This window comes from Gluconobacter vitians (assembly GCF_015244565.1).
GTDB lineage: Bacteria > Pseudomonadota > Alphaproteobacteria > Acetobacterales > Acetobacteraceae > Gluconobacter > Gluconobacter vitians.
This window is the reverse complement of sequence record NZ_JABCQG010000001.1, coordinates 92102-117827: the sequence shown is the minus strand read 5'-3', so window position 1 is coordinate 117827 and position 25726 is coordinate 92102. Positions and strand designations below refer to the sequence as shown.

The 25726-nt window shown below is 60.8% G+C and carries 23 protein-coding genes; 14 read left to right on the top strand and 9 right to left on the bottom strand.

Features of this window, described 5'->3' with window-relative positions; translation table 11 throughout:
* Both msrQ and msrP read right to left on the bottom strand, forming a co-directional pair.
* The gene (gene msrQ, locus HKD24_RS00600; RefSeq protein ID WP_228124070.1) at window positions 1-627 is read right to left on the bottom strand and encodes a protein-methionine-sulfoxide reductase heme-binding subunit MsrQ; all 627 of its coding nucleotides are present in this window, start codon (window positions 625-627) and stop codon (window positions 1-3) included.
* The gene (msrP, locus tag HKD24_RS00595; RefSeq protein ID WP_194258551.1) at window positions 627-1565 is read right to left on the bottom strand and encodes a protein-methionine-sulfoxide reductase catalytic subunit MsrP; all 939 of its coding nucleotides are present in this window, start codon (window positions 1563-1565) and stop codon (window positions 627-629) included. Before msrP ends, msrQ begins: the two co-directional genes overlap by 1 nt.
* 80 nt (window positions 1566-1645) lie before the next feature.
* Between msrP and HKD24_RS00590 the strand changes: the two genes are divergently transcribed.
* On the top strand, window positions 1646-2518 hold the full coding sequence (locus tag HKD24_RS00590) for an NAD(P)-dependent oxidoreductase (protein WP_194258550.1): 873 nt from the start codon (window positions 1646-1648) through the stop codon (window positions 2516-2518).
* Between the two features lie 68 nt (window positions 2519-2586).
* On the top strand, window positions 2587-3195 hold the full coding sequence (locus HKD24_RS00585; protein ID WP_194258549.1) for a superoxide dismutase: 609 nt from the start codon (window positions 2587-2589) through the stop codon (window positions 3193-3195).
* Between the two features lie 90 nt (window positions 3196-3285).
* On the opposite strand, the gene yajC is transcribed toward HKD24_RS00585, so the two are convergent.
* Entirely contained in the window at window positions 3286-3630 is a 345-nt protein-coding gene (yajC, locus tag HKD24_RS00580) for a preprotein translocase subunit YajC (RefSeq protein WP_024716829.1), read from the bottom strand.
* Window positions 3631-3749: 119 nt separating this feature from the next.
* On the opposite strand from yajC, the gene HKD24_RS00575 reads away from it, so the two are divergent.
* On the top strand, window positions 3750-4619 hold the full coding sequence (locus HKD24_RS00575; protein WP_194258548.1) for an ATP-binding protein: 870 nt from the start codon (window positions 3750-3752) through the stop codon (window positions 4617-4619).
* 64 nt (window positions 4620-4683) lie between these two features.
* On the opposite strand, the gene HKD24_RS00570 is transcribed toward HKD24_RS00575, so the two are convergent.
* Window positions 4684-7218 (bottom strand): TonB-dependent receptor, encoded by a 2535-nt coding sequence (locus HKD24_RS00570; RefSeq protein ID WP_194258547.1) that lies wholly within the window; start codon window positions 7216-7218, stop codon window positions 4684-4686.
* A 118-nt stretch (window positions 7219-7336) separates the two neighbouring features.
* Here HKD24_RS00570 and HKD24_RS00565 point away from each other — a divergent pair, with 118 nt between their 5' ends.
* Window positions 7337-8497, top strand: coding sequence for a Rieske 2Fe-2S domain-containing protein (locus HKD24_RS00565; protein WP_228124069.1), 1161 nt, complete (start codon window positions 7337-7339; stop codon window positions 8495-8497).
* Between the two features lies 1 nt (window position 8498).
* Complete coding sequence (locus tag HKD24_RS15515) at window positions 8499-9506, top strand: bifunctional GNAT family N-acetyltransferase/(deoxy)nucleoside triphosphate pyrophosphohydrolase (RefSeq protein WP_194258546.1); 1008 nt, start codon at window positions 8499-8501, stop codon at window positions 9504-9506.
* A 1-nt stretch (window position 9507) separates the two neighbouring features.
* Here HKD24_RS15515 and HKD24_RS00555 read toward each other — a convergent pair whose 3' ends face one another.
* The gene (locus HKD24_RS00555; protein WP_194258545.1) at window positions 9508-10401 is read right to left on the bottom strand and encodes an SMP-30/gluconolactonase/LRE family protein; all 894 of its coding nucleotides are present in this window, start codon (window positions 10399-10401) and stop codon (window positions 9508-9510) included.
* A gap of 99 nt (window positions 10402-10500) precedes the next feature.
* On the opposite strand from HKD24_RS00555, the gene HKD24_RS00550 reads away from it, so the two are divergent.
* Window positions 10501-11271, top strand: coding sequence for a competence/damage-inducible protein A (locus HKD24_RS00550; RefSeq protein ID WP_194258544.1), 771 nt, complete (start codon window positions 10501-10503; stop codon window positions 11269-11271).
* 46 nt (window positions 11272-11317) lie between these two features.
* Here HKD24_RS00550 and HKD24_RS00545 read toward each other — a convergent pair whose 3' ends face one another.
* The 3 genes from HKD24_RS00545 to HKD24_RS00535 all read right to left on the bottom strand — a co-directional run bounded on the left by HKD24_RS00545 (window position 11318) and on the right by HKD24_RS00535 (window position 13709).
* Window positions 11318-12292 (bottom strand): acetyl-CoA carboxylase carboxyltransferase subunit alpha, encoded by a 975-nt coding sequence (locus tag HKD24_RS00545; RefSeq protein WP_194258543.1) that lies wholly within the window; start codon window positions 12290-12292, stop codon window positions 11318-11320.
* A 63-nt stretch (window positions 12293-12355) separates the two neighbouring features.
* Entirely contained in the window at window positions 12356-13291 is a 936-nt protein-coding gene (locus HKD24_RS00540) for a tyrosine recombinase (RefSeq protein ID WP_194258542.1), read from the bottom strand.
* A 10-nt stretch (window positions 13292-13301) separates the two neighbouring features.
* Window positions 13302-13709: a hypothetical protein gene (locus HKD24_RS00535; RefSeq protein WP_194258541.1), complete on the bottom strand. Its 408-nt coding sequence runs from the start codon at window positions 13707-13709 to the stop codon at window positions 13302-13304.
* 60 nt (window positions 13710-13769) lie between these two features.
* Between HKD24_RS00535 and aroB the strand changes: the two genes are divergently transcribed.
* From aroB to mtnK, 8 genes are all read left to right on the top strand, one after another.
* The gene (gene aroB, locus HKD24_RS00530; RefSeq protein ID WP_194258540.1) at window positions 13770-15461 is read left to right on the top strand and encodes a 3-dehydroquinate synthase; all 1692 of its coding nucleotides are present in this window, start codon (window positions 13770-13772) and stop codon (window positions 15459-15461) included.
* 316 nt (window positions 15462-15777) lie between these two features.
* A complete protein-coding gene (locus HKD24_RS00525; protein WP_194258539.1) occupies window positions 15778-16917 on the top strand; it encodes an OmpA family protein in 1140 nt (379 codons plus the stop codon).
* Window positions 16918-17083: 166 nt separating this feature from the next.
* Window positions 17084-17647 (top strand): GtrA family protein, encoded by a 564-nt coding sequence (locus tag HKD24_RS00520; protein ID WP_194258538.1) that lies wholly within the window; start codon window positions 17084-17086, stop codon window positions 17645-17647.
* An 81-nt stretch (window positions 17648-17728) separates the two neighbouring features.
* Window positions 17729-20368 (top strand): alanine--tRNA ligase, encoded by a 2640-nt coding sequence (gene alaS / locus HKD24_RS00515; protein ID WP_194258537.1) that lies wholly within the window; start codon window positions 17729-17731, stop codon window positions 20366-20368.
* Window positions 20369-20484: 116 nt separating this feature from the next.
* A complete protein-coding gene (locus tag HKD24_RS00510) occupies window positions 20485-21168 on the top strand; it encodes a carbonic anhydrase (protein ID WP_062508670.1) in 684 nt (227 codons plus the stop codon).
* A 17-nt stretch (window positions 21169-21185) separates the two neighbouring features.
* Window positions 21186-22028: an endonuclease/exonuclease/phosphatase family protein gene (locus HKD24_RS00505; RefSeq protein WP_194258536.1), complete on the top strand. Its 843-nt coding sequence runs from the start codon at window positions 21186-21188 to the stop codon at window positions 22026-22028.
* A 72-nt stretch (window positions 22029-22100) separates the two neighbouring features.
* Complete coding sequence (locus HKD24_RS00500; RefSeq protein ID WP_194258535.1) at window positions 22101-22799, top strand: NUDIX hydrolase; 699 nt, start codon at window positions 22101-22103, stop codon at window positions 22797-22799.
* A complete protein-coding gene (gene mtnK, locus HKD24_RS00495) occupies window positions 22796-23983 on the top strand; it encodes an S-methyl-5-thioribose kinase (RefSeq protein ID WP_194258534.1) in 1188 nt (395 codons plus the stop codon). Before HKD24_RS00500 ends, mtnK begins: the two co-directional genes overlap by 4 nt.
* Before the next feature lie 38 nt (window positions 23984-24021).
* On the opposite strand, the gene HKD24_RS00490 is transcribed toward mtnK, so the two are convergent.
* Window positions 24022-25569 (bottom strand): peptide chain release factor 3, encoded by a 1548-nt coding sequence (locus tag HKD24_RS00490; RefSeq protein WP_194258533.1) that lies wholly within the window; start codon window positions 25567-25569, stop codon window positions 24022-24024.
* Window positions 25570-25726 lie beyond the last annotated feature (157 nt).

The following is a 25726-nucleotide window of genomic DNA, read 5'->3' as shown; positions in this document are numbered from 1 at the left end:
CTAGATCCTGCTTCCTGCCTGCAAACGCGGCAGGAAGCGGCTCAGCAGGACGATGGCCAATGCGGCAAGGTATGGTGCGGAGACACTGTTCAGCGTCTTGAAGGACAGGAAGAAATGTATCCCGGCCAGAACGGCAGCGGGAAAAATCAGACTGTGCAGGAGCTTCCAGCGCCGCTTTAGCAGACGCATGGAGAACAGGTTGGATGTCAGCGCCAGGGGGATGAGCATGATGAGCGCGCTCATTCCGAAAATGATGAAATAGCGGTGCGTGACATCCGTCCACAGCACAGCCCAGTCAAATCCATGGTCCAGCCCTGCATAGGCCAGCAGATGCAGGGTGGCATAGAAAAAGGCCAGCAGGCCGGTCAGACGCCGATACCGAAGCAGGTTCAGGCCAGTGAAACGCCGCAAGGGTGCGAGAGCCAGACAGACTAGCAGAAATCGGAAAGCCCACAGGCCCAGTGACCGCTCAAAGACATTGACCGGATCCGCACCAAGTGCGCCGTGCTGACCCTGCCAGACAAGCCAGACCGCTGGTGTCATGCCAAGCGGATAAAAAACGACACGCCAGTGCTTCTTCAGCTTTGCGCCCATAGGAGAAATGACGCGCACTCCGTCAGTCGGCATCAGAAGTTTTTCCGCAGATCCATGCCGCGATACAGATCTGCGACCTGTTCACCGTAACCATTGAACATCAGGGTTGGCTGTCGCGTAGCACCGAACAGGGAGTGTGACCCGATAACGCGCTCTGTCGCCTGGCTCCAGCGGGGATGATCAACCTGTGGATTGACGTTGGCGTAGAAGCCATATTCGTCCGAAGCAAGTCTGTTCCACGTTGTCGGGGGCTCGTGGTCCAGCAGGCGGATGCGCTGGATCGACTTGATGCCCTTGAAGCCATATTTCCACGGGACAACGAGACGGATGGGCGCGCCGTTCTGGTTCGGCAGGGTCTCCCCATAGATACCGAGCGCCAACAGAGTCAGCGGGTTCATGGCCTCGTCCAGCCGCAATCCCTCGACATACGGCCACTGGATGCCTGAGAGACCTTCGTTCTGACCGGGCATTTCTGACGGGCGCAGAACGCTCTCGAAAGCGACATACGTGGCTCTGGGGTCCGGGTCCGCGTCTTTCAAAAGAGATGCAAGCGGAATGCCATCCCAGGGGATCACCATGGACCAGGCTTCCACGCAGCGCATGCGGTAGATGCGCTCTTCAATCGCCGGAGAATGCAAAAGCTGGTCGATGTCCAGCCGAACGGGCTTTCGGACCAGCCCGGTGATTTCGAGCGTCCATGGAAGGGGATGAAAGTCCTGCGAATGTGCAGCCGGATCGCCCTTGTCCATGCCAAATTCATAGAAGTTGTTGTAGTGGGTCACGTCATCGTGAGGCGTTGGCGTGAGGCCCCCCGAATAGGGCCCGGGATGCGTCTGAAGCGCGGCGGCACGCGCCGCAGTCGTCAGAGCCCCAAAGGCTGCAGCCCCGCCAATGAGACTGCGCCGGGAGAGATACATCTCCTTTGGAGTGATCTCGGATGGCAGAGGACGGGGATAGCGAAAAAGCACCATGATCAATTTCCGGATTTTGCGAAACTCTGGCACCCATGATGCGTGAGTCTGTTGCAACGCATCACAAGGAGCCAGTTTCCATGTCCAGTCCAAAGATCGGTTTTATCGGTTACGGTGCCATGGCCCAGCGTATGGGGGCCAATCTTCGGAAAGCCGGTTATCCGGTTGTGGCGTTTGCCCCATCGGGCGGCAAAGACGAGACGGAAATGCTGCCATCGCCACGCGCCATCGCAGAGGCAGCGGATGTCATCATTTTCTGTGTGCCGAATGACGCTGCGGAAAACCAGTCGCTTCATGGTGAGAACGGTGCCCTTGCCGGACTGACACCCGACAAGCTCGTTCTCGATACCTCCACTGTTTCTCCCGATCAGGCCGACGCTTTTGCAAGGCTTGCTGCCGAACATGGGTTTTCACTGCTCGACGCTCCCATGTCCGGTAGCACGCCTGAAGCCGAGACGGGTGATCTGGTCATGCTGGTCGGCGGCGATGATGCCGTGGTCAAGCGCGCCCAGCCGGTCCTGGACGTGATTGGAAAACTGACGATCCATGCCGGTCCTGCCGGTTCTGCCGCCCGACTGAAGCTGGTTGTGAACGGCGTGATGGGCGCCACGCTCAACATCATCGCAGAAGGTGTGACCTACGGACTTGCCGCAGGGCTGGATCGCGATGTCGTGTTCGAGACGCTTCAGCAGGTGGCCGTTGTCAGCCCGCATCACAAGCGCAAGCTGAAGATGGGCCAGAACCGCGAGTTCCCGTCCCAGTTCCCGACCCGCCTCATGTCCAAGGATATGGGACTGCTGCTGGATGCCGGACGCAAGGTCGGCGCATTCATGCCGGGCATGGCGGTTGCCGATCAGGCGCTGGCCCTTTCAAACCGTCAGCATGCAAATGAGGACTATTCGGCCCTCATCGGTGCGATGGAACACAGCGTTGCCAATCTTCCCCATAAATGAGAACGATATGCAGGAGCGACCGTCCCTGAGGACGGTCTCCTCGTCTTATTCTGCCAAGGAGTGACATCATGGCTTTCGAACTTCCCCCCCTGCCCTACGCAGAAAACGCTCTCGCCGGTGCCGGCATGTGCCAGGAAACGCTGGAACTGCACCACGACAAGCACCATCAGGCCTATGTCACGGCGCTGAACGGTTTCGTCGAGAGCAAGCCGGAACTGGCTGGCAAGACGCTTGAGGAGATCATCGCGTTCTCCTACGGCAAGCCCGAGATCGCTCCGGTCTTCAACAACGCAGGCCAGCACTGGAACCACATCCTGTTCTGGAAGAACCTGTCCCCCAAGGGCGGTCAGATCCCGACCGGTCTGGAAAAGAAGATCGCTGAAGACTTCGGTTCCGTCGAAGAGTTCAAGAAGCTCTTCAAGCAGGCCGCCACGACGCAGTTCGGCTCCGGCTGGGCCTGGCTGGTGCTGGACAAGACCGGCAAGCTGGCTGTCACGAAGACGGCAAACGGCTCCAACCCGCTGGCCGAAGGTCAGGGCAAGGCGCTGCTGGGCCTCGACGTGTGGGAGCACGCCTACTACCTCGATTTCCGCAACCGTCGTCCGGACTACATCACGAACTATCTGGACAAGCTCGCCAACTACGAGTTCGCGGAAGCCGAGCTGAAGTCTGCCTGATCCCTTCCGGGTCCATCAGAATAAAAAAAACGCCCCGTCCGGTTTTCCGGGCGGGGCGTTTTGCATGAACGGGCCTTTTGAAAGACCGGATCAGGAATCGTTGGCGGGCTTGTCGCGCGGCATGATGTTCGTGATCGTGCTGCGGACGATCTTCACACGTACGCCCTGGGCGATCTCGACATCCACTTCGTCGCTGTCATCACGGGTGGCCTGTACGACGCCGACGATACCGCCTGCCGTCACGATCCGGTCACCGCGGCGCAGGGAGCCCTGCTCGTCACGCAGCTTGCGGGCGCGCTGCTGCTGGGGACGGATGAGCAGGAAATAGAACACCACGAAGATGAAAATCATCGGGGCGAACTGAAGCACCTGCGGATTGGACAGCAGGCCACCACCATCGGCGGCCTGGGCGGAAGAAATGAACAGACTGCTCATGGATGTAAGGGTCCAGTCTTGAGTGAAGCTGGCGGGGACCATATCGTCCGGGGGCTGCCCGTCAAGCACGGCGCCGATGTCTTTTGATCTCAACTCCTTTCGTTTCGGGACCGTTTTCCATGACCGACCATGCCCTGCTTAGTGTTCTCGAACGTATTGCCGACAGTCTGGAGCGGATGAGCCCGCCCCCGCCGAGTGCGGACATCCTGCATAAACATGACGCCTTCCTGTGGCAGGCCGCTCTGGGTGTTCTGACACCGGTGGAGAAAGTTTCGGGCGTACCACTGTCGCTGCTTCAGGGCGTGAAACGGCAGATGGATCAGGTCATGACCAATACCCGGCATTTCGCGGAAGGCTTCAGCGCCAATAACGTGATGCTCTGGGGCGCGCGCGGAATGGGCAAGTCCTCGCTGGTGAAGGCGTCCGTCGCAGCAGTGAACGAAGAGCAGCGGGCAAAGGGCGGGGGCACACTCGCGCTGATCGAGATCCAGCGGGACGAGTTGTCTTCGCTGCCGAAGCTGCTGGCCGTCCTGCGCACCACGAAACGCCGCTGCATCCTGTTCTGCGATGACCTTTCCTTCGAAAGCCAGGATGCGGATTACAAGTCGCTCAAATCCGTTCTCGATGGCGGGATCGGTGGCCGGCCGGAAAATGTCCTGATCTATGCGACGTCGAACCGGCGTCACCTGATGCCACGGGACATGATCGAGAACGAGACGGGAAGCGCAATCAATCCATCCGAGGCGATTGAGGAAAAGGTCTCGCTTTCGGACCGGTTCGGCCTGTGGATCGGGCTGTATGGTGCGACGCAGGACGATTATCTGGCGATCGTCGAAGCCTATGCGGCTTATTACAAGCTGCCGGTTCCGCGCGATGAGCTCCGCCGGAAAGCCCTGCAATGGGCGATGGCGCGAGGCAGCCGCTCGGGTCGTGTGGCCTCGCAGTTCATCAGCGATCTGAGCGCCGAACTAGGTATTCCTCAGGGATGAAAAACAGTTGGTTTGAATCAAAAAACGGCGGGGCACAGACCCCGCCGTTTTTGTTATGCGCCTGTCAGAACGACGCGCTGATGGTACCGAAGAATTCGCGGACGGGACCGCGTTCCATGGACTGGTAATCGCCTACGGCAGGATTGTCGTTCTCACCCATCATGGAGATGTATTTGGTGTTGAACAGGTTATAGACGTTGAAGCTTGCCGTGACGTCCTTGAGGACGCTCAACTTGCCGAAACGGTACTGTGCGCCGGCGTTGGCGAGCCAGTAACCGCCGATCGAAGTGTCATTCATGAAGCTGTAGTAGCGGCGGCTGTAGTAATTTGCGTCGAAATGCGCCGTCATGCCCTTCCAGCTATAGGCCACGGATGTTTTGTACATCCACGCCGGATAGTTGACGATATTCTTGCCAGCCAGCGCGTAATAGCCGCCGACCGTATCAACGTTCCGGTCGTACGTCCCCTTGTTGTAGCTCAGGTTGTTGCTGATGCTCAGGCCGTCGATCGGCGTGATGGTGATGTCACCATTCGCACCCGTCATGGAGATATGGCCGAAATCAATGACCTGCGAGACCGGATTGGTCAGGGAGCCGACCGCGGCCGCCAGGATCGGATGGATCAGGCTGGCGTGATAGACGGTGGCGTTCGCCTGAAGGTATTTCGACGTATAGCGATAGCCGCCGAGATAGACCCACGCCTTGGACGGCTCAAGAGACTTCTTCTGGGCCTGGAACGTAGCCTGATCCTGCACGGAATAGACCGAGTTCGCCACGCCATAGGCCGAGACCTCATAGGCGCGCATGTTCTCGGCCACGTCCACATAAATCTCGTGGTGGCGGTTGATGTGCCAGTCCAGATTGACGTGCGGCAGGAAGGCCTGTGAGGCCGTCAGGGAACCGTTCGGCAGAGCATCGGCGCCTGTCCAGTCAGCATTATTGTACTGCGCACCGCCGGAAGTCGTCGCGGTCATGGACTTGAAGCCGGCATGCAACGTCAGGCCCTGGGCGAGCTGGATGCTGTCCTGCAGGTGGAACTGCATGACATTCGTGGTCCACTGGAAGTTGTAGCCTTCGAGGAAGGCCGGGCCATAAACGTCATAAGGCCCAACGGCCTTGAGCGGCGCCCCCTGCCCCAGAAGCGGCTGCTGGTAATTGAATAGCCCTGCCTGCTGGTTGTTGTTCTCGTACCAGACGCCGCCCTCGAAGGTATGGCGGCCCCATTTGTAGCGCAGGCTGGTGTCGAGACCGTAACGCTCCTGACGGTTCTGCCAGACTTCTTCGGAGAACGGCGCGCCGTTCGGCGAGGGATCGTCCGAGTCAGTATAGCTGTAATAGCCCGTCTGGCTGTGACCGTAGATCGTGGTGTTCCAGGTCAGGTGATCGGTCAGGGCGAGGTCGAAATGCAGACCGCCCATATAATTGGTTTCGGCCTGGCCGCCGTCATACATGGCGATGTTGGAGCCATCGATGCCCGGCACATTCCCGTAACCGGCCGGCAGCGCGCTCGTGCCGTTGGCGATCCCGTAGGCCAGTCCGTAATTCGGATAGAGATGCGGCGTGCGCCAGCCAAGGTTCTTCAGGATGCCGATGGATGTATCCGGATAGTTCCACTGGGCCAGGCTGGACCAGTTGAAGAAGGCCGACATGCGGCTGCGTTCGTTGATCGGCTGGACGAGCTTGGCATCGACCTGCTGCATGAACTGGTCGCCGCCCCCCATCCACATGCCTTCATCGGTGCGGGCATAGGACGTGTAGAACTTCGTGCCGGTCGGGTTCAGCTTGCCGGAGTCCAGACGGACATAGGTGCGGTACGAGCCATAACTGCCAAAGGACTGGCTGACCTTGCCGCCGCGCTTGTCCTCGGGGTCCGAGGAGCCAATCTGGATCGTGCCGCCCAGCGTGTTGGTCGAGGGCAGTTCGACCGAACCTGCGCCCTGCGACATGCGCATGGACTGGATGTCGTCGGGGATGATGGCGGAGGCGAGGCTCATGCCACTGACGGACTGGTACGTCTGGTCGTTCAGCGGCACGCCATCCACCGTGACGCCCATCTGGTTCATGAAGAACCCGCGCACGTAGAGATTGGCACCGAAGCTGTCGATTCCGAACGGATCAGTGGAGGTGAAGCTCACGCCTGGCGTGCGGTCCAGCATCTTGTAGGCGCTGGTTCCCGGAACATACTGGCGCATGATGGCCTTGGAGACGGCCTGCTCGGCGTCACGTCCGGTCAGCTGGCGCCCGGTAACGGCCACGCTTTCCGTCGCATGGGCATCCAGCTCCGTCGTGCGGTGGCGGGCTGGTGCGGCAGTCTTCCGACCCTGCACGGCCGGCGCAGACGCGGTAACGTGAGCCTTCTCCTTTGATGCCGGATGATGGTGAACGACATGAAGATCGGCAGCCAGAGCCGACTGACGGACTGCAAACAGTGCGATGGAGGAAAGAAGCAGGGATCTGGTTCGCACCGTGGCCGAAACTCCGAAATGGGGATTTATGATCTGTGGGAAGCGGTCTCCTAAACGTGCCTGCCCGCCCGGAAAAGCGCCAGTCCTGCAAGATGATGTTTCAATGACACGAAAAGGGTGGTTTTTCTGCTGCATGTTGCGGGAAAGACGCGATCTGAATGATGCGAATGATCTCTTCCTGAACTAGGGCTTTGCCTGTTAGGTTCTGTGCGCATTTGAAAATGTCGCGGTTTCATCTTGGATCAGGATACTCATGTCGCAGACCGTCTCTGCCTCCTCTGACGCCACACAGGGCGCCGACCACGTCATCGACCCGAATATCGGTGAGTTCTCCCCGGTAGAAGAGGTGGTTCGGAAGACCGGGGATCTGCGGCGCATCCGCTCCAATCCCGATTACTGGTATCCCGTCGCCTGGTCGCGCGAACTCAAGCGCGGCAAGACCATCGGAACACGCTATGCCGGACAGCCGATCGCGCTGGTCCGCCCGATGGACGGCACCGTGTTTGCGCTGGAGGACCGCTGTGCGCACCGGCAGGTTCCGCTCAGTCTCGGCAAGGTAAGCGGTGAAGCGGTCCAGTGCTGCTATCACGGCTGGGCCTATGGGCGTTCGGGCCGCTGCATTGATGTGCCCTATCTGGGCAAGGGCAAGCTTCCGAACGGTGTGCGGACCTATCCATGCCGTGAGGAAGGCGGACTGATCTTCATCTTCCCGGGCGATCCGGCAAAGGCCGAGAGCATGCCGTTTCCGCAGCTGGGCTCGGTCGGCAACCCCGAATACAAAACGCGCCGTTTCGGTGAGACGGTCGGCTGCCATTACAGTTTCATGCATGAGAACCTGATGGATATGAACCATCAGTTCATGCACATGAAGCAGATGGGCCAGATGAAGCCGCGCTTCCTTGGCGGCAAGGATGAGCCCACGCTGGTCGAGGCGCGCTACAGCTTTGCGCGGACCAGTGGCAAGCAGCCCTGGGGCGAGACGTTCATCTTCGGTGAACGCCGCGATGCCAGCGAGAAATACGCCCACAAGGACGTCATGACGATCCGGACGGAATATCCGTACCAGACGCTGCGCATCGCAACGGGCGATGAGCCGCCGGTCATGGATCTGTGGATCGTCTATGTGCCGCAGGACGTGGAAGAAAAGACGTGCCGCGTGTTCGGGCTGCTGTCGATCCGTCGTCCGAAGGCGAAGCTGGTTCTGGACATCGCCTGGCCGTTCCTGATTGCATTCACCGAGCGGATCTTCAAGGAAGACCGAGACATCGTGGAACTGGAGCAGGCCGCGTGGAACGAACTCGGCGGCGACCACAACCAGGAAGTCTTCCCGGTCATCAACATGCTGCGTCGCCTGCTGGCACGGTGTGGCGTGCCGATGGAACCTTCCGACAGGCCGCAGGGTTCCGCGCCCTGACATGACTCCAGACCTCAAGGCAGGGACGCTCGTTCTCCGCGCCCTGCAGCCGGAGGACGCGCCGGCCATTCACCGTCTGGTCAATGACTGGAGCGTTGTCCGGATGCTCAGCAGCCTGCCTTTTCCCTATCCACGGGAACTGGCGGCGGAGTGGATCGAGTCCACGCGCAGGGACAGCGCGCAGGGAAACGCCCATCATTTTGCCATCACCCGGGAAGGCACCCTGCTCGGGGCCATGGGGCTCGTGCTGTCCGATGACCGGCGCGCAGGGTCTCTGGGGTACTGGCTGGCGCCCTCGGCGTGGGGACAGGGCATCACGACGCTGGCAGGACAGCGGGTCGTGGAGTGGGGCCTGACAGTTCTGAAACTGGAAAAGCTCACGGCTGCAGCAGCGCAGGACAATGCGGCCTCTGCCGCCGTTCTGAAGAAGCTGGGCTTTCAGAAAACCGGAACATCGAGCCGCCGGTTCGTGTCCCGCGGGCAGGAATGCCCGGTTGATCTGTATGAACTCACGCGGGCCGCGTTCCTTGCGGGGGTGCAGGACGTTCCGGCTGCAGAGTCCACCCCTGCTCCGGCCGTCGCGGCTCCTGTGCCTCAGGAGACAAAACCGCGCACACTTCTGGTTGTGGCAGCGGCTCTTCTGGATACGCAGGGACGGATCCTTCTGGCACGTCGGCCGGAAGGAAAGCGTCTTGCGGGGCTATGGGAGTTTCCGGGCGGAAAGGTCGAACGGGACGAAACACCTGAACAGGCGCTGGTCCGGGAAATGCGCGAGGAACTCGGGCTTGACCTATCCGGAGCCTGTCTGGCGCCGTTCACATTCGTCAGCGAAAACGCCGGGCCGTTCCATCTGCTGATGCCGCTTTATGTGGTGCGGCGCTGGCGGGGTGTGCCAATTCCTCGGGAAGGCCAGGCTCTGGAATGGGTCGCGGCCTCTGATCTGGGCCGCTATACCATGCCTGATCCTGACCTTCCGCTGATCCCGCTTCTGCAGGAGCTTCTGGGCTAGGTCAGCCGTTCAGGCGAAAGACCTGCTGCGGGACACCCGAAACATCCGTACGGAAGGCGAACAGGGAGCCGGCCTGCGGTTCCTTTTTGAGCGTCTCGGCTTCCAGTCCCTTGCGCGCTGTCGTCACGAAAACCGTTTTCAGGTCATCACCACCGAAAGCGACTTTCGTGACATTCGTTACAGGCATGGGAATCGGTGGCAGTTCCGTACCATCCGGCTTGAAACGCGCCACGCGCCCACCGCCCCAGGTTCCGCACCAGACAGTCCCTTCGCTGTCGGTCACGATCCCGTCAGGATAGCCATCATCCAGACGGGCGAAGATACGCTCATTTTCAAGATCGCCATCTTCTTTGATGTCGAAAGCGTAGATCGTCTGTTCCGGGCTGTCGCAGACATAGAGCACCTTGCCGCATGGCGAGACGGCGGGACCGTTGGAGACGGTATAGCCTTCGTCGTGATGGGTGATATGCAGGCCGCTTTCGTCATGCACGATCCGATAGATCGAGCCGGACGGGTTCTCCTCGCCGTCGTCCATGGTGCCGAACCAGACATGGCCCTGCGGATCGACACAGCCATCATTGAGGCGGTTGCGGGGCTTTTCGGCTTCCACGATCGTATGATCGGAAAAACCGCCCGTGCGCGGATCAAAACGGCGCAGGCCGTCCGGCATGCCGGCGAGGAACGTGCCGTCAGCGACGGGAAGAAGGAACGCCACACGGTCCGGCGCAGACCATGTCTGATGATCACGGCTGGAAGGCGTGAAGCGGTGAATTTTCGCTTCCAGGATATCGACGAAATACAGGGATTTCTCACCAGCAATCCAGACAGGCCCCTCCCCCAGCGTCGCGCGCAGATCGAGAATGCATTCGGGCTGGTGAAGCGTGGTGCTGGTCATGTGTGCTCCTGACGAAAACAGAATTTCAGGCCGGGTTTCTCCTCGACAACGCGGGGCGACCCGTTACGTTCTGTGGCGAAGACTATCAGGAGCGGACACATGCTTCAAAAAACTGCCTGTTTTCTCGTCATCGGCAACGAGATCCTCTCGGGACGCACGCAGGATGCCAACACACGGGTTCTGGCCCAGGCCCTGAATAAACAGGGCATCCGGCTCATGGAAGTCCGGGTCATTCCCGATATCGAAGAGCGCATCATCCGCACTGTTCGCGACTGCAGCGCGGCCTTTGACATCGTTTTCACGTCCGGCGGCATCGGGCCGACACATGACGACATCACGGCTGAATGCGTTGCAAAGGCCATGAACGCACCTCTGGTCCGGCATGAGGAGAGTTTCCGCCTGCTGGAAGCCGCTCTTGGGGCGGACCGGTTCAATGCCGCCCGCCAGCGCATGGCCTATCTGCCCGAAGGGTCTACGCCGATCCTTAATACGGTTTCGGTCGCGCCCGGATTCAGCGTTGGCAATGTGCATGTCATGGCCGGGGTACCGTCGATTTTTGCATCGATGGTCGCCTGGCTGATGCCGCAGCTTGAAAAGGGTGCGCCACTCGTTTCCGCAAGCTGGCATGCGGCTGGACTGAAGGAAGGCGATTTCGCAGCCGATCTGGCGGCATTGCAGAAGAATTTTCCGACGATTGATCTGGGATCTTACCCCTATCACCTTCCAGGAGGCGCAGGCGGCGTAGCGCTGGTAGCCAAGGGATATGACAGCGAAACCGTCCAGAAGGCCGCGCTGGCGCTGCATGATCTGATCATGGCGCATGGGCGTGAACCGCTCTCAGGCGAGCCCGCGCACAAGCAGACAGCCTGAAAAAACAAAAGCCGCTGCGAAGAGGCAGCGGCTTTTGAAAAACGTCTCAGTGCAGAGGCGTGCGGGTCATGGACAGGAACTTGTCCCGGCGCTTCTGGATCAGCGCCGGACCGGTAAGATCCTTGAGCGAGGCCAGTTCTTCCGCAATCGCGTTGCCAACGGCCTTGACGGCTTCGTCCGGTGCGCGCTGTGCACCACCGACCGGTTCAGGAATGATCCGATCGATCACGCCGAGGGACTGGAGGTCCTGCGCGGTGAGCTTCAGCGCCTCGGCTGCGGCCGGTGCCAGCTTCGGATCGCGCCACAGGATGGATGCGGCAGCTTCCGGCGAAATGACGGAATAGATCGAGTGCTCGAGCATAAGGATGCGATCACCTGCGCCAATGGCAATGGCGCCACCTGAGCCTCCCTCACCAATCACGGTCACGATCAGTGGCACGGGGGCCTTGAGGCAGACATCGATCGATTTAGCGATCGCCTGGGCCTGTCCGCGTGCTTCGGCGTCGATTCCGGGCCAGGCACCGGCAGTGTCGATGAAGCTCAGGATCGGCAGGCCAAAGCGACCGGCCATTTCGACCAGACGCTGCGCCTTGCGATAGCCTTCGGGGCGGGCCATGCCGAAATTATGCTTCAGGCGCGTTTCGGTGTCGTGACCACGCTCGGTCCCAACAACAACGACCGGTTCTCCACGGAAACGGGCCAGACCGCCAATCATGGCGTCGTCGTCGCCAAAGGCGCGGTCACCGGCCAACGGCGTGTAGTCCGTTACCAGCTGATGCACGTAGTCCAGAGCCTTCGGGCGCTGGGCGTGACGGGCCACCTGCACTTTCTGCAGCGGCGTCAGCTTGGCATAGGTCGAGCGGAGCTGCTTGTCGGCCTTCTCGGACAGACGGGCAATCTCGTCATCGATATTGATGCCGCTGGTGCCGGAGTCCTTGCCCTGGCTGCCCATCTGGCGGAGTTCGTCGATCTTGGTCTCGAGTTCGGCGACCGACTTCTCGAAATCTAGGAATTGGCGCATGGCCAGCCCGATAGCACGCCTGCGCGTCCGGAAACAGTCCCTGCGACAGGCGGAATGATCTGTTCAATCCATGTCGGCCGAGGCCGTGTCTTTCCGTGCCAGCGGATGATGCGCCGCCACAGCCTGTCGCAGGCGTTCGGACATGACCTGCGTATAGATCTGGGTGGTGGCAATATCGGCGTGACCGAGCAACATCTGGAGCGCCCGCAGATCGGCGCCATGTGCCAGAAGATGGCTTGCGAACGAATGCCTCAGAACGTGCGGGCTGACGCGGTCGGGGTCCAGTCCGGCTTTCAGGGCACAGGCGAGCAGGATCTTGTCGAATCCCTGCCGCGTCAGGTGCTTCTGAGGGTTGCGCCCTGGAAAGAGCCAGGGGCTGCCGAGATCGCGATCGAAGTGCACGAGCTGGTCCGCAGCGTCCCGCGCACTCTGGGATAAAGGCACCAGCCGCTCCCGACCGCCCTTGCCCCGCACCAGAAGCATCGGGCCACGGACATGCACACAGGATGCCGGCAGGGCCAGCAGTTCGGAAATGCGCAGGCCGGTCGTGTAGAGAAGTTCCAGCGCAGCGCGGGAGACGATGTCCCGGCGTTCGTTTTCATGACCGCGCGTCCCGCTTTCCAGCAGGCAACGGATTTCCTCTTCGTCCAGCGGTCTGGGAAGAGACGATGCGATTTTGGGAGCCTGCTGACGTTCGGTCGGATCGTCATCACGCACCGACTCGAGCATCAGGAATCGATAGAACTGGCGCAGGCAGGACAGGCGTCGGGCGGCGGTCCGGGCCGCCAGTCCCGCACGCGATAGTTCCGCAAGATAGGACTGGACCTGACTGCCCTGTGCATCGGCAAGAGGAACCGGTGCGCAGTGGGCCGCAAAATCGGCGAGGTCCGAGGCGTAAGCCTGCCGGGTTTTCAGTGCCGCGCCACGCTCGGCTGCAAGCATTTCCAGAAAGGCCTCGACATGCCTGTCGCCTTCCCGGTCGTCACTGGTACGCGCCATTACAGCTTAATCAGTGAGCAGGAGCTGGGGCCACAGGTGTAGCAGGCATGGGCTGGGCAGGAGCGGCCTTCGGGGCTGGCATCGTCGGCAGCGGTGTCGACGGCGTCAGAGGGGCAGCGGCAGGAGCAGCCGGAGCTGCTGCGGCAGGGGCCGGAGCAGACGCAGGCATCGGTGTCACGGCGGGAGCCTGCGCAGGCTGGGCCGCAGGTACGGGCGGCATGGCCGGAAGGGCGGCCTGTGGTGCTGTGGACGGAGCAAAAGCGCCGCCCGACAGGTCCTTGTGAACCATGGTCTGTGCCGGTGGCGTGGCGGTCATACCCAGACGCAGGAACGCTCCGCCCACACCTAGGACAAGAAAGACGGCAACGGCCCCGCCAATCAGCGGCAGGCGGGAAAAGGAACGATCGGTAATGGCCATGGGACAGGGTCTCGAAGTGAGGGCAGGACGTGTTCCCTCTCCTATGATACGTAGCAGGGCATGTCACGCCTGCCTTTTCCCCCTTCAGCCACGCCGCAACCCTTTTTCTCTCCCGATGGCACACCGTCGCGTACGGTTGTCCTCGTCGGAATGATGGGCGCCGGCAAAACCACCATCGGACGGCGCCTCGCCCAGATCTGCGGACTGCCTTTTGTGGACGCCGACATCGAGATCGAACGGGCCGCCGGCTGTTCGATTCCCGAAATCTTTGCCCGACATGGTGAAGCATCGTTTCGGGATGGTGAACGCCGCGTCATCCAGCGACTCCTCGATGGGCCACCCTGCATCCTCGCCACGGGCGGAGGCGCCTGGATGGACGCCCAGACCCGTCGTCTGGTCCGCAGGCATGCGGTCTCGATCTGGCTTCGGGCACCGGTGCATGTGCTGGTGAAGCGGGTTGCCGGACGAACGGGGCGGCCATTGCTGGCCCAGGGAAGGCCGGACGAGGTTCTGGGGCGTCTTGTGGGGCAGCGATACCCCTTCTACGCCGAGGCAGACATCATTATCGATTGTGGAGACGACACGGTGGAACAGGGCGTGCAGCGGGTACGGGAAGTTCTGGGAGAATATCGCAGGCCGGAGTCGGTTCATGTTTCGCTCAGCAACCACAGCTATGACGTGCTGATCGGACCGGACCTGATTTCGCGTGCAGGCGCCCTGCTTGCACCTCACCTGCCCCAGAAGCGCGTGGTCGTCATTACGGATGAAACGGTTGCCGAACTGCATCTGCCGCGACTTCTCGCCTCATTCGAGGAAACCGGCATCCGTGCGGATGTGATTGCGGTTCCCGGCGGTGAGGAGAGCAAGTCCCTCGCCTGCTACGGGGATGTCATGAACCGCCTCCTGTCCACCGGAATCGAGCGCAAGACGACCATCGTGGCGCTGGGTGGCGGAGTCGTGGGCGATCTGGCCGGGTTTGTTGCTGCAACAGCACTGCGCGGGCTGCCATTTGTGCAGATTCCCACCACGCTTCTGTCACAGGTGGACAGCAGCGTGGGCGGAAAGACCGGCATCAACGCCCCGGCCGGCAAGAATTTGATCGGCGCCTTTCATCAACCCATCGCGGTTCTTGCGGACAGTTCCGCCTTGGCAACGCTGCCGCGGCGCCAGCGCGTTGCGGGCTATGCCGAGATCGTCAAATCCGGCCTGATTGCCGATCCGGAACTCTTTGCCTGGTGCGAAACCCATGGACGGGATGTTCTGGATGGTGATCCCGAAGCCCTGGCGGATGCCGTGAAGCGGGCCTGTGCCTTCAAGGCAGCGGTTGTTGCGGCTGACGAGAAGGAACAGGCTTCTGTTGGCGGGCGGGCACTGCTCAATCTGGGACATACGTTCGGGCACGCCCTGGAAGCGGAACTGGGATATGATGGTCGCCTGCTGCATGGCGAGGCTGTCTCGATCGGAATTCACCTGGCCATGGCTCTTTCCGTAGAGCTCGGTTACGCCCCGGTCGAGGACCTGCATCGACTGGACCGTCATCTGCGAAGTCTGGACATGCCTGTCAGTTTCGAGTGGTTCCGGGAGTCGTTCTCCGCGGACGTGCTTCTGCACCACATGACTCGGGACAAGAAAATGCAGGACGGGAAGGTTGCGTTCGTTCTGTTGCACGGGATCGGCAAGGCGTTCACAACCCGCGAAATCCCCTCAGAAACAGTGCGTAATCTTCTGATCACTGAAGGCTGCCGCTCGTAAGGAATGTTAAAATTCCGTCACATCTGAGCTAAATATCTGTTTTGCCTTTGTTTTTGCATAGCTGCTTTCTTCCGGAAGCGCTGGCTTCTCGTGAAACCTTGGGCTAAGGCAACGTAGACGCGAGGCGTAGATCGTAAAGCGGGCGAAATGGATTGTGGCTTTTATGTCACTCCCCTTCCCCGAGTAGAGCTGGAAGACCCCGACTGGCTTTGTCGCGGGGAACTCTGCGCTCTATATGCGCTTATGCATCGCGCTGGGTCCGTTGGTGAAAGCATTCTCCAACGGCTCGAACGTTAGTCACTAAGAGGACGAAAACATGCGTCTCCGCACGGCACTCCTTGCCATGACGTCGATGGTCGCCGCACCGTCGCTTGCCATGGCCAGCACGATCACCGGCCCCTATGTCAACATCGGCGGTGGTTACAACCTGGTTCAGCAGCAGCACGGCACTTTCGCGCCGACGACGCAGGCTGATGGCACGAGCAGCAACGCTGCTTCGAGCTCCCGCTACCGCCACCACGACGGCTTCACCGGTTTCGGTGCATTCGGCTGGGGCTTCGGTAACGGCCTGCGCGTTGAGGTTGAGGGTCTGTACAACTACTCCCAGATCAACCACCGTCGTCCGACGGCTGTTAACGGCATGACCCACGGGTCCGACCAGGCTTATGGTGGCCTCGTCAACGTGCTGTATGACATCGACCTCGCCAACTTCGGTCTGAATGTTCCTGTCACGCCGTTCGTCGGTGTTGGCGCTGGCTATCTGTGGCAGCACTACAACCCGACCACGACCAACTACGTGAACGGCGCTGTTGACCGCATGGGCGGCACGCAGGGCAGCTTCGCGTACCAGGGCATCGTCGGTGCAGCTTACGACATCCCGAACGTTCCGGGTCTGGCTGTCACGACCGAATACCGTTTCATCGGTCAGGACTTCGTCAACGGTCCGTATCGTTCCACGGCCTACAACGCTTCCGGCGTTCACAAGGGCAACGTGAACTTCGACCAGCGCTTCTCGCACCAGTTCATCCTGGGCCTGCGCTATGCCTTCGACACGGCTCCGCCGCCGCCGCCGCCGGCTCCGGTTGTTGTTCCGCCGGCTCCGACCCCGGCCCGCACGTATCTCGTGTTCTTCGACTGGGACAAGTCTGACCTGACGGGCCGCGCCCGTGAGATCGTTGCCCAGGCAGCCCAGGCTTCCACGCACGTCCAGACGACGCGCATCGAAGTCAACGGCTACACGGATAACTCCGCTGCTCACCCGGGTCCGCGCGGCGAGCGTTACAACCTGGGTCTGTCCAACCGTCGCGCTTCCAGCGTGAAGGCTGAGCTGATCCGTGACGGTGTCCCGGCTGCTGCCATCGACATCCACGGCTATGGCGAGTCCAAGCCGCTGGTTCCGACCGGCCCGAACACCCGCGAGCCGCAGAACCGTCGCGTCGAGATCATCCTGAAGTAATTCAGACATGATCGACGCCGGGTCTTCGACTTCGGTACTGAGAAAGGCGTCCTTCGGGGCGCCTTTTTCTTTGGGTAAATGCGACGTTCAGGACGAAACTCCGCTTGCGATTGCCTTTCCCGGCACGCTAGAGCCAGCACATCCCGATATTCCGGAGACATGTTCCTTGCGACGCAGCCGTATTTTCTATCCGCGCAGCCGACCGGAAATCATCGATCAGTTCCTGCGCTTTGGGACCGTCGGTGCCTTCGGTTTCCTGGTGGACTGGGGAACGGTCTCCCTGCTGCGCGTTCCTGCTGGCCTGATCGCAGCCACATTGATGGCCTATTTCGTGGCGGCAACAGGGAACTGGTGCCTTAACCGCGTCTGGACATTCCGGCTGTCCGCGGCGGAGAACCAGCACATGGTTCTGCAATGGCTGCGGTTCCTGCTGGCCAATTCGTTCGGCTTTCTGCTCAATCGCGGCATGGTGTTCCTGCTTTACGCGACGGTTCCACTGACAGTGCATTATCCCGAACTTGCTCTGGCGGCAGGTGCCCTGTGTGGAATGGTCGCGAACTTCAATCTTTCCCGTCGTCTTGTCTTCCGGGCGCAGACACCCGAAACACCGCTTGAACTGGTTCAGATGGCCGTGGAGATCCCTTCGGCGGGCCTGACGGCACCCGAACCTGAACCGGATCTGTCCGCCCTTCCCGATAACGGCATCAGGACGCATGGCCGCAATGACTGAGGGCTGCATTTCCAAGGCGGCGACAATAGTCTAGGACAGGCATATTATTCCCTGTCTTCCTGGAACTGACACTCCCTCATCATGACCAGCACCAACGATATCAGATCGGCCTTTCTCGAATACTTCGGTTCGCAGGGCCACCGCATCGTTCCTTCGGCATCCCTGGTGCCGCAGAACGACCCGACACTGCTGTTCACCAATGCTGGCATGGTGCCGTTCAAGAACGTCTTCACCGGCCAGGAAACGCGCCCCTACTCCCGCGCCACCACGGCGCAGAAGGTCGTGCGCGCGGGTGGCAAGCATAACGATCTCGACAATGTCGGATATACGGCGCGCCATCACACGTTCTTCGAAATGATGGGCAATTTCAGCTTTGGCGATTACTTCAAGCCCGAAGCCATCGAATTTGCCTGGACGCTGCTGACGCGCGATTTCGGTCTTCCGAAGGAGAAGCTGCTCGCTACCGTCTATGCGGAAGACGAGGATGCGGCCGATCTGTGGAAGAAAATCGCCGGCCTGTCCGATGACCGGATCATCCGCATTGGAACGTCTGACAATTTCTGGCGCATGGGTGACACAGGACCGTGCGGTCCGTGCTCCGAGATCTTCTACGACCACGGCGACAGCGTATTTGGTGGCCCTCCAGGTAGCCCGGACGAAGACGGTGACCGTTTCGTCGAGATCTGGAACCTCGTGTTCATGCAGTTCCTCGACCAGCCGGATGGCTCGCGCGATGCCCTGCCCCGCCCGTCGATCGACACGGGCATGGGCCTGGAGCGTTTTGCCGCGATCATGCAGGGCAAGCGTGACAACTACGACACCGACACGATGCGCGCACTGATCGAGGCCTCGGCCGAAATCATGCACCAGGATGCCGATGGCCCATTCAAGGCCAGCCATCGCGTTGTGGCCGATCATCTGCGCTCCACCGCGTTCCTGATCGCCGATGGTGTGCTGCCGTCCAAGGAAGGCCGCGGCTATGTACTGCGTCGCATCATGCGCCGCGCCATGCGCCATCTGCACATCATGGGCGCGAAAGAGCCGGTATTCTATCGCCTGCTTCCGGCGCTGATCCAGCAGATGGGTGCTGCCTATCCGGAACTCGTCCAGCATCAGGCGCTGATCGCGCAGACGATGAAGGGTGAAGAAGAGCGCTTCACCGCCCTTCTGGAACGCGGCCTGACGCTGCTGTCGGACGAGCTTGACCGTCTGGGCGACAAGGACGCTCTTCCGGGTGACGTGGCGTTCAAACTCTATGACACGTTCGGATTCCCGCTGGATCTGACGCAGGATGCACTGCGTGAGAAAGGTCGCACGGTTGATGAAGCCGGTTTCGAGACCGCCATGGCCGAGCAGCGCAAGCGTGCGCGTGCGGCCTGGGTCGGATCGGGCGATGCCGCGGCTGAAACGGTATGGTTCGACGCACGCGACAAGCACGGTCCGAGCGAGTTTCTCGGTTATGTGTCCGAAAAGGCCGATGCGGAAGTGCAAGGCATTTTCCGCGGAAATGACGAACTGGCCGAGGCTCCTGCTGACGACGACACGGTCGCGATCCTGCTGAACCAGACGCCGTTTTATGGTGAAAGTGGCGGTCAGGTTGGCGACCACGGAACGCTGACGGCTCCGGGCGTGCGTGTTGAGATCACCGATACGCAGAAGCGCAACGGCGATCTGATCGTGCATTACGGCAAGGTTGTCGAAGGGACGCTGAAGCCAGGTATGGCAGTTCATGCCGAAATCGACCATGCACGTCGCACGGCCGTTCGGGGTCATCACTCCGCAACCCACCTGCTGCATGAGGCCCTGCGTCGTCAGATCGGCACGCATGTCACGCAGAAGGGCAGCCTGAATGCGCCTGAGCGTCTGCGCTTCGATATCAGCCAGCCGCGCCCGCTGACAGATGAGGAACTGGCGGCGGTCGAGGCCGAGGTCAATGCCCGCATCCGCGAGAATGCCCCGGTCGAGACGCGCCTGATGACGCAGGACGAAGCCGTTGCGGAAGGCGCCATGGCGCTGTTCGGCGAGAAATACGGCGATGAGGTCCGCGTGGTCTCGATGGGCAAGGGCGACGATGATCGTGCGGCCTATTCCATCGAACTGTGTGGCGGCACGCATGTTGGCCGCGTTGGTGAGATCGGGCCGTTCCGGATTGTGTCAGAAAGCGGTGTCTCGGCAGGTGTGCGCCGGATCGAGGCCGTCTGTGGTCTCGCTGCGGAAGCCCTGGCGCTGGAAACCGAAGACCGTCTGAAGCAGATTGCAGATCTGCTCAAGGTTCCGGTTGCCGATGCCGCATCCCGCGTGGCGGCACTTCTTGAAGAGCGCAAGTCCCTGACGGCGCAGGTCTCCGACCTTCAGCGCAAGCTCGCGACCGGCGAAGGCACGAGTGCTACGGAAAGCATCAACGGCATCACGCTTTCCGCGCGTGATCTGGGCGATGTCAGCCCCAAGGAGCTCAAGGGTCTGGCGGAAAGCATCTCCAAGCAGATCGGGTCCGGTGTTGTGGCGCTCATGTCGAATGCTGATGGTCGCGGCAGCATTGTGATCGCCGTAACGAAAGACCTGACGGACCGTCTGGATGCCGTGAAGCTGGTTCGTGAAGCTTCGGCCCTGATGGGTGGCAAGGGCGGTGGTGGCCGTCCGGATATGGCGCAGGCCGGTGGTCCAAACGCAGACGCGGACGCAGTATTTGCAATGCTGCGCAAGACACTGGAAGCCGCGTAAGAAACGCGTCATGGTATGTCAGGGCAGTAACAAAGCATGGGTCGACCGGAATCATGCTTTACCTGTCCTGACAAAGCCTTCTAACTGCCCGGCAGTGCAAGATTAAGGAGAACACCATGGCCTGTGGTCGTGATACTCTGGCGAAACTGCTGGGCGGTGTCCGCAAGTTCGAGACGGACGTCTATCCGGAGAATGCGGAACTGTTCGAGAGCCTGGCTTCCAGCCAGTCTCCGTCCACCCTGTTCATTACCTGCGCCGACAGCCGGATCAGCCCCAGTCTCATTACCCAGACGGAACCGGGCGAACTCTTCATCGTGCGTAATGTCGGCAACATCGTGCCAGCCTATGGCGAGATGCTGGGTGGTGTATCATCCGCGATCGAATATGCGGTTGGCGCGCTCAAGGTGAAGAACGTCATCATCTGCGGTCACTCCAACTGTGGCGCCATGGGCGCGCTGATGGATCTGAACTCGCCGAAGCTGGACAGCCTGCCGACGGTCAAGAGCTGGATGCGCCACGGCGAAGCAGCCCGTGCGGCTCTGGGCGATCTGAAGGCGGAAGATGCCGGACCGGAGGACATCCGCTCGCTCGCCGAATACAACGTGCTGCTTCAGCTCGTGCACCTGCGCACGCACCCGACAGTCGTCCGGGCACTCGCACAGGGTGAACTGAAGCTTCAGGGCTGGTTCTACGATATTCCCAAGGGCGAGATCCTCATTCTCGACGAAGGAACACGCAAAACGCGCACGGTCGAAAGCGTGCTTGAGGAAATCGGCACTACCGAAGGACAGGCAGCCTGAGGCAGGCTGTTGCTTCCATGCTGGCCGGGCTTGTTTTTGCCGCCAGCACGGGTTTTTCTTCTGCCCATACGATCAAATTCTCGACCTGGAACATGGACTGGCTGACGCTGCGCTCGTCCGGAGATCCGGCTTTGCCGGAAGATGTTCCAGGCGGCGAGCACCGGGATTTTTCGAAACTCGCGGCCTATGCCCGGCATCTGAACCCGGATGTCGTGGCATTTGAGGAAGTGGACGGCCCGATCGCCGCTTCCCGTGTTTTCAGTCCCAAAACCTATCAGATCATCCTCACGCCCGATCCTGTCGTACAGCGGGTCGGCTTGGCCGTGCGGCGCGATCTGCATGTGACGGTCAATGATGAACTGTCAGTCCTCAATGTAGCCGGACCGGACGCACCTCACCAGTTACGGGGCGGCCTGGATGTCACCATCAGCGATGGCGTTGCGAACCTGCGGCTTCTGGTCGTGCATCTCAAAACGGGATGCTGGGACCAGCCGCTGAACCAGCGTCAGCATTCCTGCCCCACTCTGTACCAACAGGTCCGCATCATGCAGGACTGGATGCTAGAGCGACAGGATGAGGGCGAGGCCTATGCCGTGCTGGGAGATTTCAACCGGCGTCTGACGCTGCATGATCCGCTGATGCAGCAGATCGAGGCCGAAACGCCCGTTACCCTCACCACGGCTGGCAAGGCCAGTCCCTGCTGGGGCGGCGAATATTTCATTGATCACATCCTTCTGGGAAATGCCGCGCGGGACTGGCTCGTGCCGGACAGCCTGCGGGTCATGACCTATAAAAACGATACGGTGCCAGCCGGGCTTTCGGATCACTGTCCGGTTTCGGTCCGGCTTGAGATGCCCTGAGGGGGCGTTGCCGGGCTGGCTATTCCGGTCCATGAAAGACGGCCTTTCTGCCATCCCTGTCTGGAGCGCTCCATGTCCCTTTCCCGATCAGACTGGCCCGTAACACCTCTGGCCCCTGCCGTTGCCATCCGGATTGGACGCCCCATGCCAGCGCTCTCACCAGAGCTCGAAGCCCGTGTTACCCGGCACTGGGATGAAGCGCTGCGAAAACATCCAGCGCTTTATAACGGGCGTGTTTTTTGTGCGGATACGATCGGATCAGAAATCATCACCGGGCACTGGTCGGAATACCGGCGCGTGCTGGCGCAGATGCAGGAGCCTGATCTTTATGGCCCGGATGTTCTGCGTCCCCTGGCCGTGGTCGGCCTGCTGCGGACGACGGATGGGATCGTGATCGGACAGCGGTCGGAGAAATCCATTTACCTGCCGGGATACTGGCAGGGCACACCGGCCGGGAATGTGGAAAGCCGCGATGGGGAAGCGGATATTGATCTCGCAGCACAGCTTACGGCGGAATGTCTGGAAGAACTTGGCCTGACCGATGCGGAGTGCCGTGTCGGAAAGTGTCTGCTGGCCTGTGAGCATGCGCAGACGCATATTGTCGATGTCGGGATGGAGATCATCGTTCCGCTGGATTTTAAGACTCTTCAGGAACGCTGCCACCGCCTGGGCAATGCGGAATATCGGGCGCTGATGCTGGTTCAGCCCGGGACTACGCTTCCGGAACGTCTTGTCCCCACACTGTCTGCCATGCTGGAGAAACAGCAATGACCTATCGTATTCTGGATGATGCCGGCCTCCAGGACTGGCTTGCGGAACAGCCGGAACTGTCAAAGCGGCTGGGCGGTACGGCTTCGGACTGGTCCATCCGTGAAGTCAGCGACGGCAATCTCAATACGGTGTTTCTGGTAGACGGTCCCGCCGGTGCGCTGTGCTGCAAACAGGCTCTTCCCCATGTGCGGGTCGCGCCGGACTGGCCCATGCCGCTGGAGCGGGCGCTGTATGAGGTCCGCTATATGCGGGCCGTGGCATCAGCCGTTACAGGGTTGATGCCGGAGCTTTTTGCTTATGACGCGGATCTGTTCCTGCTCGTTATGGAATGCCTCACGAAGCATGAAGTCCTGCGTTCGGCGCTGATTGCGGATCGGGCAGAACCGGGGTTTTCTGCCTTGATCGGCGCCTATGTTGCCTGGACGGTGCAGGCGACGGGCTGGGTGAACCAGCCGTTCGAGACTGGTGCGCGCCTGCTGGAACAGTTTTCCGGCAATACCGCCCTCACCCGCATCACGGTCGATCTGATCCTGACAGACCCGTACCGCATCTGTGACCGCAATCCCGAGCCGGAAGCGGGTCTGCTGGATGACGTAAAGGCGCTCCAGACCGACCAGATCCTGCATCGTGCCGTGGGACAGCTTCAGGACCGGTTCCTGACGGCGCGACAGGCGCTGCTACATGGAGATCTGCATACGGGATCCATCATGCTGGATGGCACGGATGTGCGGGTCATTGATGGTGAATTTGCGACGATGGGGCCCATCGGATTCGATTGCGGGCTTTATCTGGGCAATCTGGCGCTGCATCTCTGCGCGGCTCCACAGAAGGCAGCGGCACTCAGAGCGGAGATGGTGGCGTTCTGGCGAAGTTTCTCCGAAGAGCTTCGGTCCGGTCTTCAGAATGGAAGCGGGGATATGTGGGCGCTGTCAGGATCTGCCGGGCGGCAGGACCTCATTGCTTCGTTCCTGAGGGACATCCTGCGCGATACGGCCGGGTTCTGCGGACTGGAGATGATCCGTCGCACCGTCGGGTTTGCACAGGTTGCAGATTACAGCCTGTGCAGCACGGAAAACGACCGTCTGCTGGCGCGACAGAAGGCGTTGCAGATCGGGCGAACACTGATCGTGAAAGGTGCGTCGCTGCGATCCTTCGACAGCCTTCTTTTCCTGATGGGATTATAAGGAAAGCCCCGCTCCTTGCAGAGCGGGGCTTTTTATTTTCAGGCGGCTGACATGCCGATCTGTTTGATGTCGTGGAATGCGAGATCGGGGTTCATCTCGATGGTCCGGCGCATCATGAAGGATGATGTAGCGAGGAAGACCGGATCTCCATCCAGATCATCCGCCATGGCGGACCGGTTCAGATCCTGGAAGGCTTCGATCTTGGCACGGTCGCCAGTGATCCAGCGCGCCAGCGTGTAAGGCGTGCTTTCAAAGCCGATGGCCACGCCGTATTCGCCCTGAAGCCGGGACTGAAGCACGTCGAGCTGAAGCGTTCCGACAACACCGACGATCGGCGACAATCCATCCTGCGGGCGGAAAAGCTGGACGACGCCCTCCTCGGCCAGTTCCACAAGAGCCTGACGGAGCTTCTTGGCCTTCATCGCATCATCGAGCCGGACACGACGCAGAATTTCAGGCGCGAAGTGCGGCACGCCGGTGAAACGCAGATCTTCGCTCTCGCTCAGCGTATCGCCGATCCGCAGGGTGCCGTGGTTCGGAATACCCACAACGTCTCCACCGAATGCTTCTTCGGCAAGCTGGCGGTCACGTGCGAAGAAGAACTGCGGCGTGTGTAGGGCAAACTGCTTGCCAGTGCGGACATGCTTGAGACGCATCCCACGGGTCAGACGGCCGGAGCAGACGCGGGCGAAGGCCATGCGGTCGCGATGGTTGGGGTCCATGTTGGCCTGGATCTTGAAGACCAGCGCCGTGACCTGATCCTCGCTGGCTTTGACCTCACGCGTTTCGGTCTGCTGCGCACGCGGGGCCGGACCGTAGGCGACGAACGCATCGAGCAGATCCGTGACGCCAATTTCCTTCATGGCAGAGCCGAAGAACACCGGGGACAGATGACCGGCATCGAAGGATTCACGGTCGAACTCAGGCAGTGCCGCTTCGGCAAGCTCGACTTCCTCGCGCATCTGAATGATGCGGGGATCGTCTTCGCCGACGGGCTCCTTGGTGTGCACTTCCTTCGTGCGCAGATCGTAGGTGCCGATGAACTTTGCGGCACGCCCGATCGGCCAGGTTGCCGGGGACGTATCAAGAGCCAGCGTGCTGGCGATCTCATCGAGCAGCGCGAAGCAGTCCTGCGCTTCACGGTCCATCTTGTTGATGAAGGTAACGATGGGAATGTCGCGCAGACGGCAGATCTCGAACAGTTTGCGGGTCCGGTCCTCGATGCCTTTGGCGGCGTCGATGACCATGACTGCGCAGTCCACGGCCGTCAGGGTACGGTAGGTATCTTCGGAGAAGTCTTCATGGCCTGGCGTGTCGAGCAGGTTGAAGACGCAGTCGCCATATTCGAAGGTCATGACCGAGGTCACGACGGAAATGCCACGATCGCGCTCGATGCCCATCCAGTCGGACTTGGTACGGCGGCGCTCGCCCTTGGCGCGGACATTGCCTGCCATCTGGATGGCACCACCGGCACGCAGGATACGCTCGGTCAGGGTCGTCTTACCGGCATCCGGATGAGAGATGATGGCAAAGGTGCGCCGACGGGCGATCTCGCGGCTGATTTCCGCGCTGGGGGCTTCGGACATGGGAACTCCGATGGGAACGGGACGCCCGGAACTATGCCAGAACGCCGCAAACCGGCACTGGCCGCGCATCCGGGCGGGGGGCCTGAAAACAGGAAGCGCCGGACGGGAGACCCGCCCGGCGCTTTCCGGTCGCTTTCTGATCCGGGCCGCAGGGCCC

Bases quoted from the DNA above. Each gene is read 5' to 3' on its own strand.
- HKD24_RS00540 (WP_194258542.1), bottom strand. From the start codon at position 13,291: ATGGCGCGTACCAGTGACGACCGGGAAGGCGACAGGCATGTCGAGGCC.
- msrP (WP_194258551.1), bottom strand. From the start codon at position 1,565: ATGGTGCTTTTTCGCTATCCCCGTCCTCTGCCATCCGAGATCACTCCA.
- aroB (WP_194258540.1), top strand. From the start codon at position 13,770: ATGTCACGCCTGCCTTTTCCCCCTTCAGCCACGCCGCAACCCTTTTTC.
- HKD24_RS00555 (WP_194258545.1), bottom strand. From the start codon at position 10,401: ATGACCAGCACCACGCTTCACCAGCCCGAATGCATTCTCGATCTGCGC.
- HKD24_RS00510 (WP_062508670.1), top strand. From the start codon at position 20,485: ATGGCCTGTGGTCGTGATACTCTGGCGAAACTGCTGGGCGGTGTCCGC.
- mtnK (WP_194258534.1), top strand. From the start codon at position 22,796: ATGACCTATCGTATTCTGGATGATGCCGGCCTCCAGGACTGGCTTGCG.
- HKD24_RS00550 (WP_194258544.1), top strand. From the start codon at position 10,501: ATGCTTCAAAAAACTGCCTGTTTTCTCGTCATCGGCAACGAGATCCTC.
- alaS (WP_194258537.1), top strand. From the start codon at position 17,729: ATGACCAGCACCAACGATATCAGATCGGCCTTTCTCGAATACTTCGGT.
- HKD24_RS00565 (WP_228124069.1), top strand. From the start codon at position 7,337: ATGTCGCAGACCGTCTCTGCCTCCTCTGACGCCACACAGGGCGCCGAC.
- HKD24_RS00525 (WP_194258539.1), top strand. From the start codon at position 15,778: ATGCGTCTCCGCACGGCACTCCTTGCCATGACGTCGATGGTCGCCGCA.
- HKD24_RS00570 (WP_194258547.1), bottom strand. From the start codon at position 7,218: ATGCAGCAGAAAAACCACCCTTTTCGTGTCATTGAAACATCATCTTGC.
- HKD24_RS00535 (WP_194258541.1), bottom strand. From the start codon at position 13,709: ATGGCCATTACCGATCGTTCCTTTTCCCGCCTGCCGCTGATTGGCGGG.
- HKD24_RS15515 (WP_194258546.1), top strand. From the start codon at position 8,499: ATGACTCCAGACCTCAAGGCAGGGACGCTCGTTCTCCGCGCCCTGCAG.
- HKD24_RS00505 (WP_194258536.1), top strand. From the start codon at position 21,186: ATGCTGGCCGGGCTTGTTTTTGCCGCCAGCACGGGTTTTTCTTCTGCC.
- HKD24_RS00490 (WP_194258533.1), bottom strand. From the start codon at position 25,569: ATGTCCGAAGCCCCCAGCGCGGAAATCAGCCGCGAGATCGCCCGTCGG.
- msrQ (WP_228124070.1), bottom strand. From the start codon at position 627: ATGCCGACTGACGGAGTGCGCGTCATTTCTCCTATGGGCGCAAAGCTG.
- yajC (WP_024716829.1), bottom strand. From the start codon at position 3,630: ATGAGCAGTCTGTTCATTTCTTCCGCCCAGGCCGCCGATGGTGGTGGC.
- HKD24_RS00585 (WP_194258549.1), top strand. From the start codon at position 2,587: ATGGCTTTCGAACTTCCCCCCCTGCCCTACGCAGAAAACGCTCTCGCC.
- HKD24_RS00500 (WP_194258535.1), top strand. From the start codon at position 22,101: ATGTCCCTTTCCCGATCAGACTGGCCCGTAACACCTCTGGCCCCTGCC.
- HKD24_RS00545 (WP_194258543.1), bottom strand. From the start codon at position 12,292: ATGCGCCAATTCCTAGATTTCGAGAAGTCGGTCGCCGAACTCGAGACC.
- HKD24_RS00590 (WP_194258550.1), top strand. From the start codon at position 1,646: ATGTCCAGTCCAAAGATCGGTTTTATCGGTTACGGTGCCATGGCCCAG.
- HKD24_RS00575 (WP_194258548.1), top strand. From the start codon at position 3,750: ATGACCGACCATGCCCTGCTTAGTGTTCTCGAACGTATTGCCGACAGT.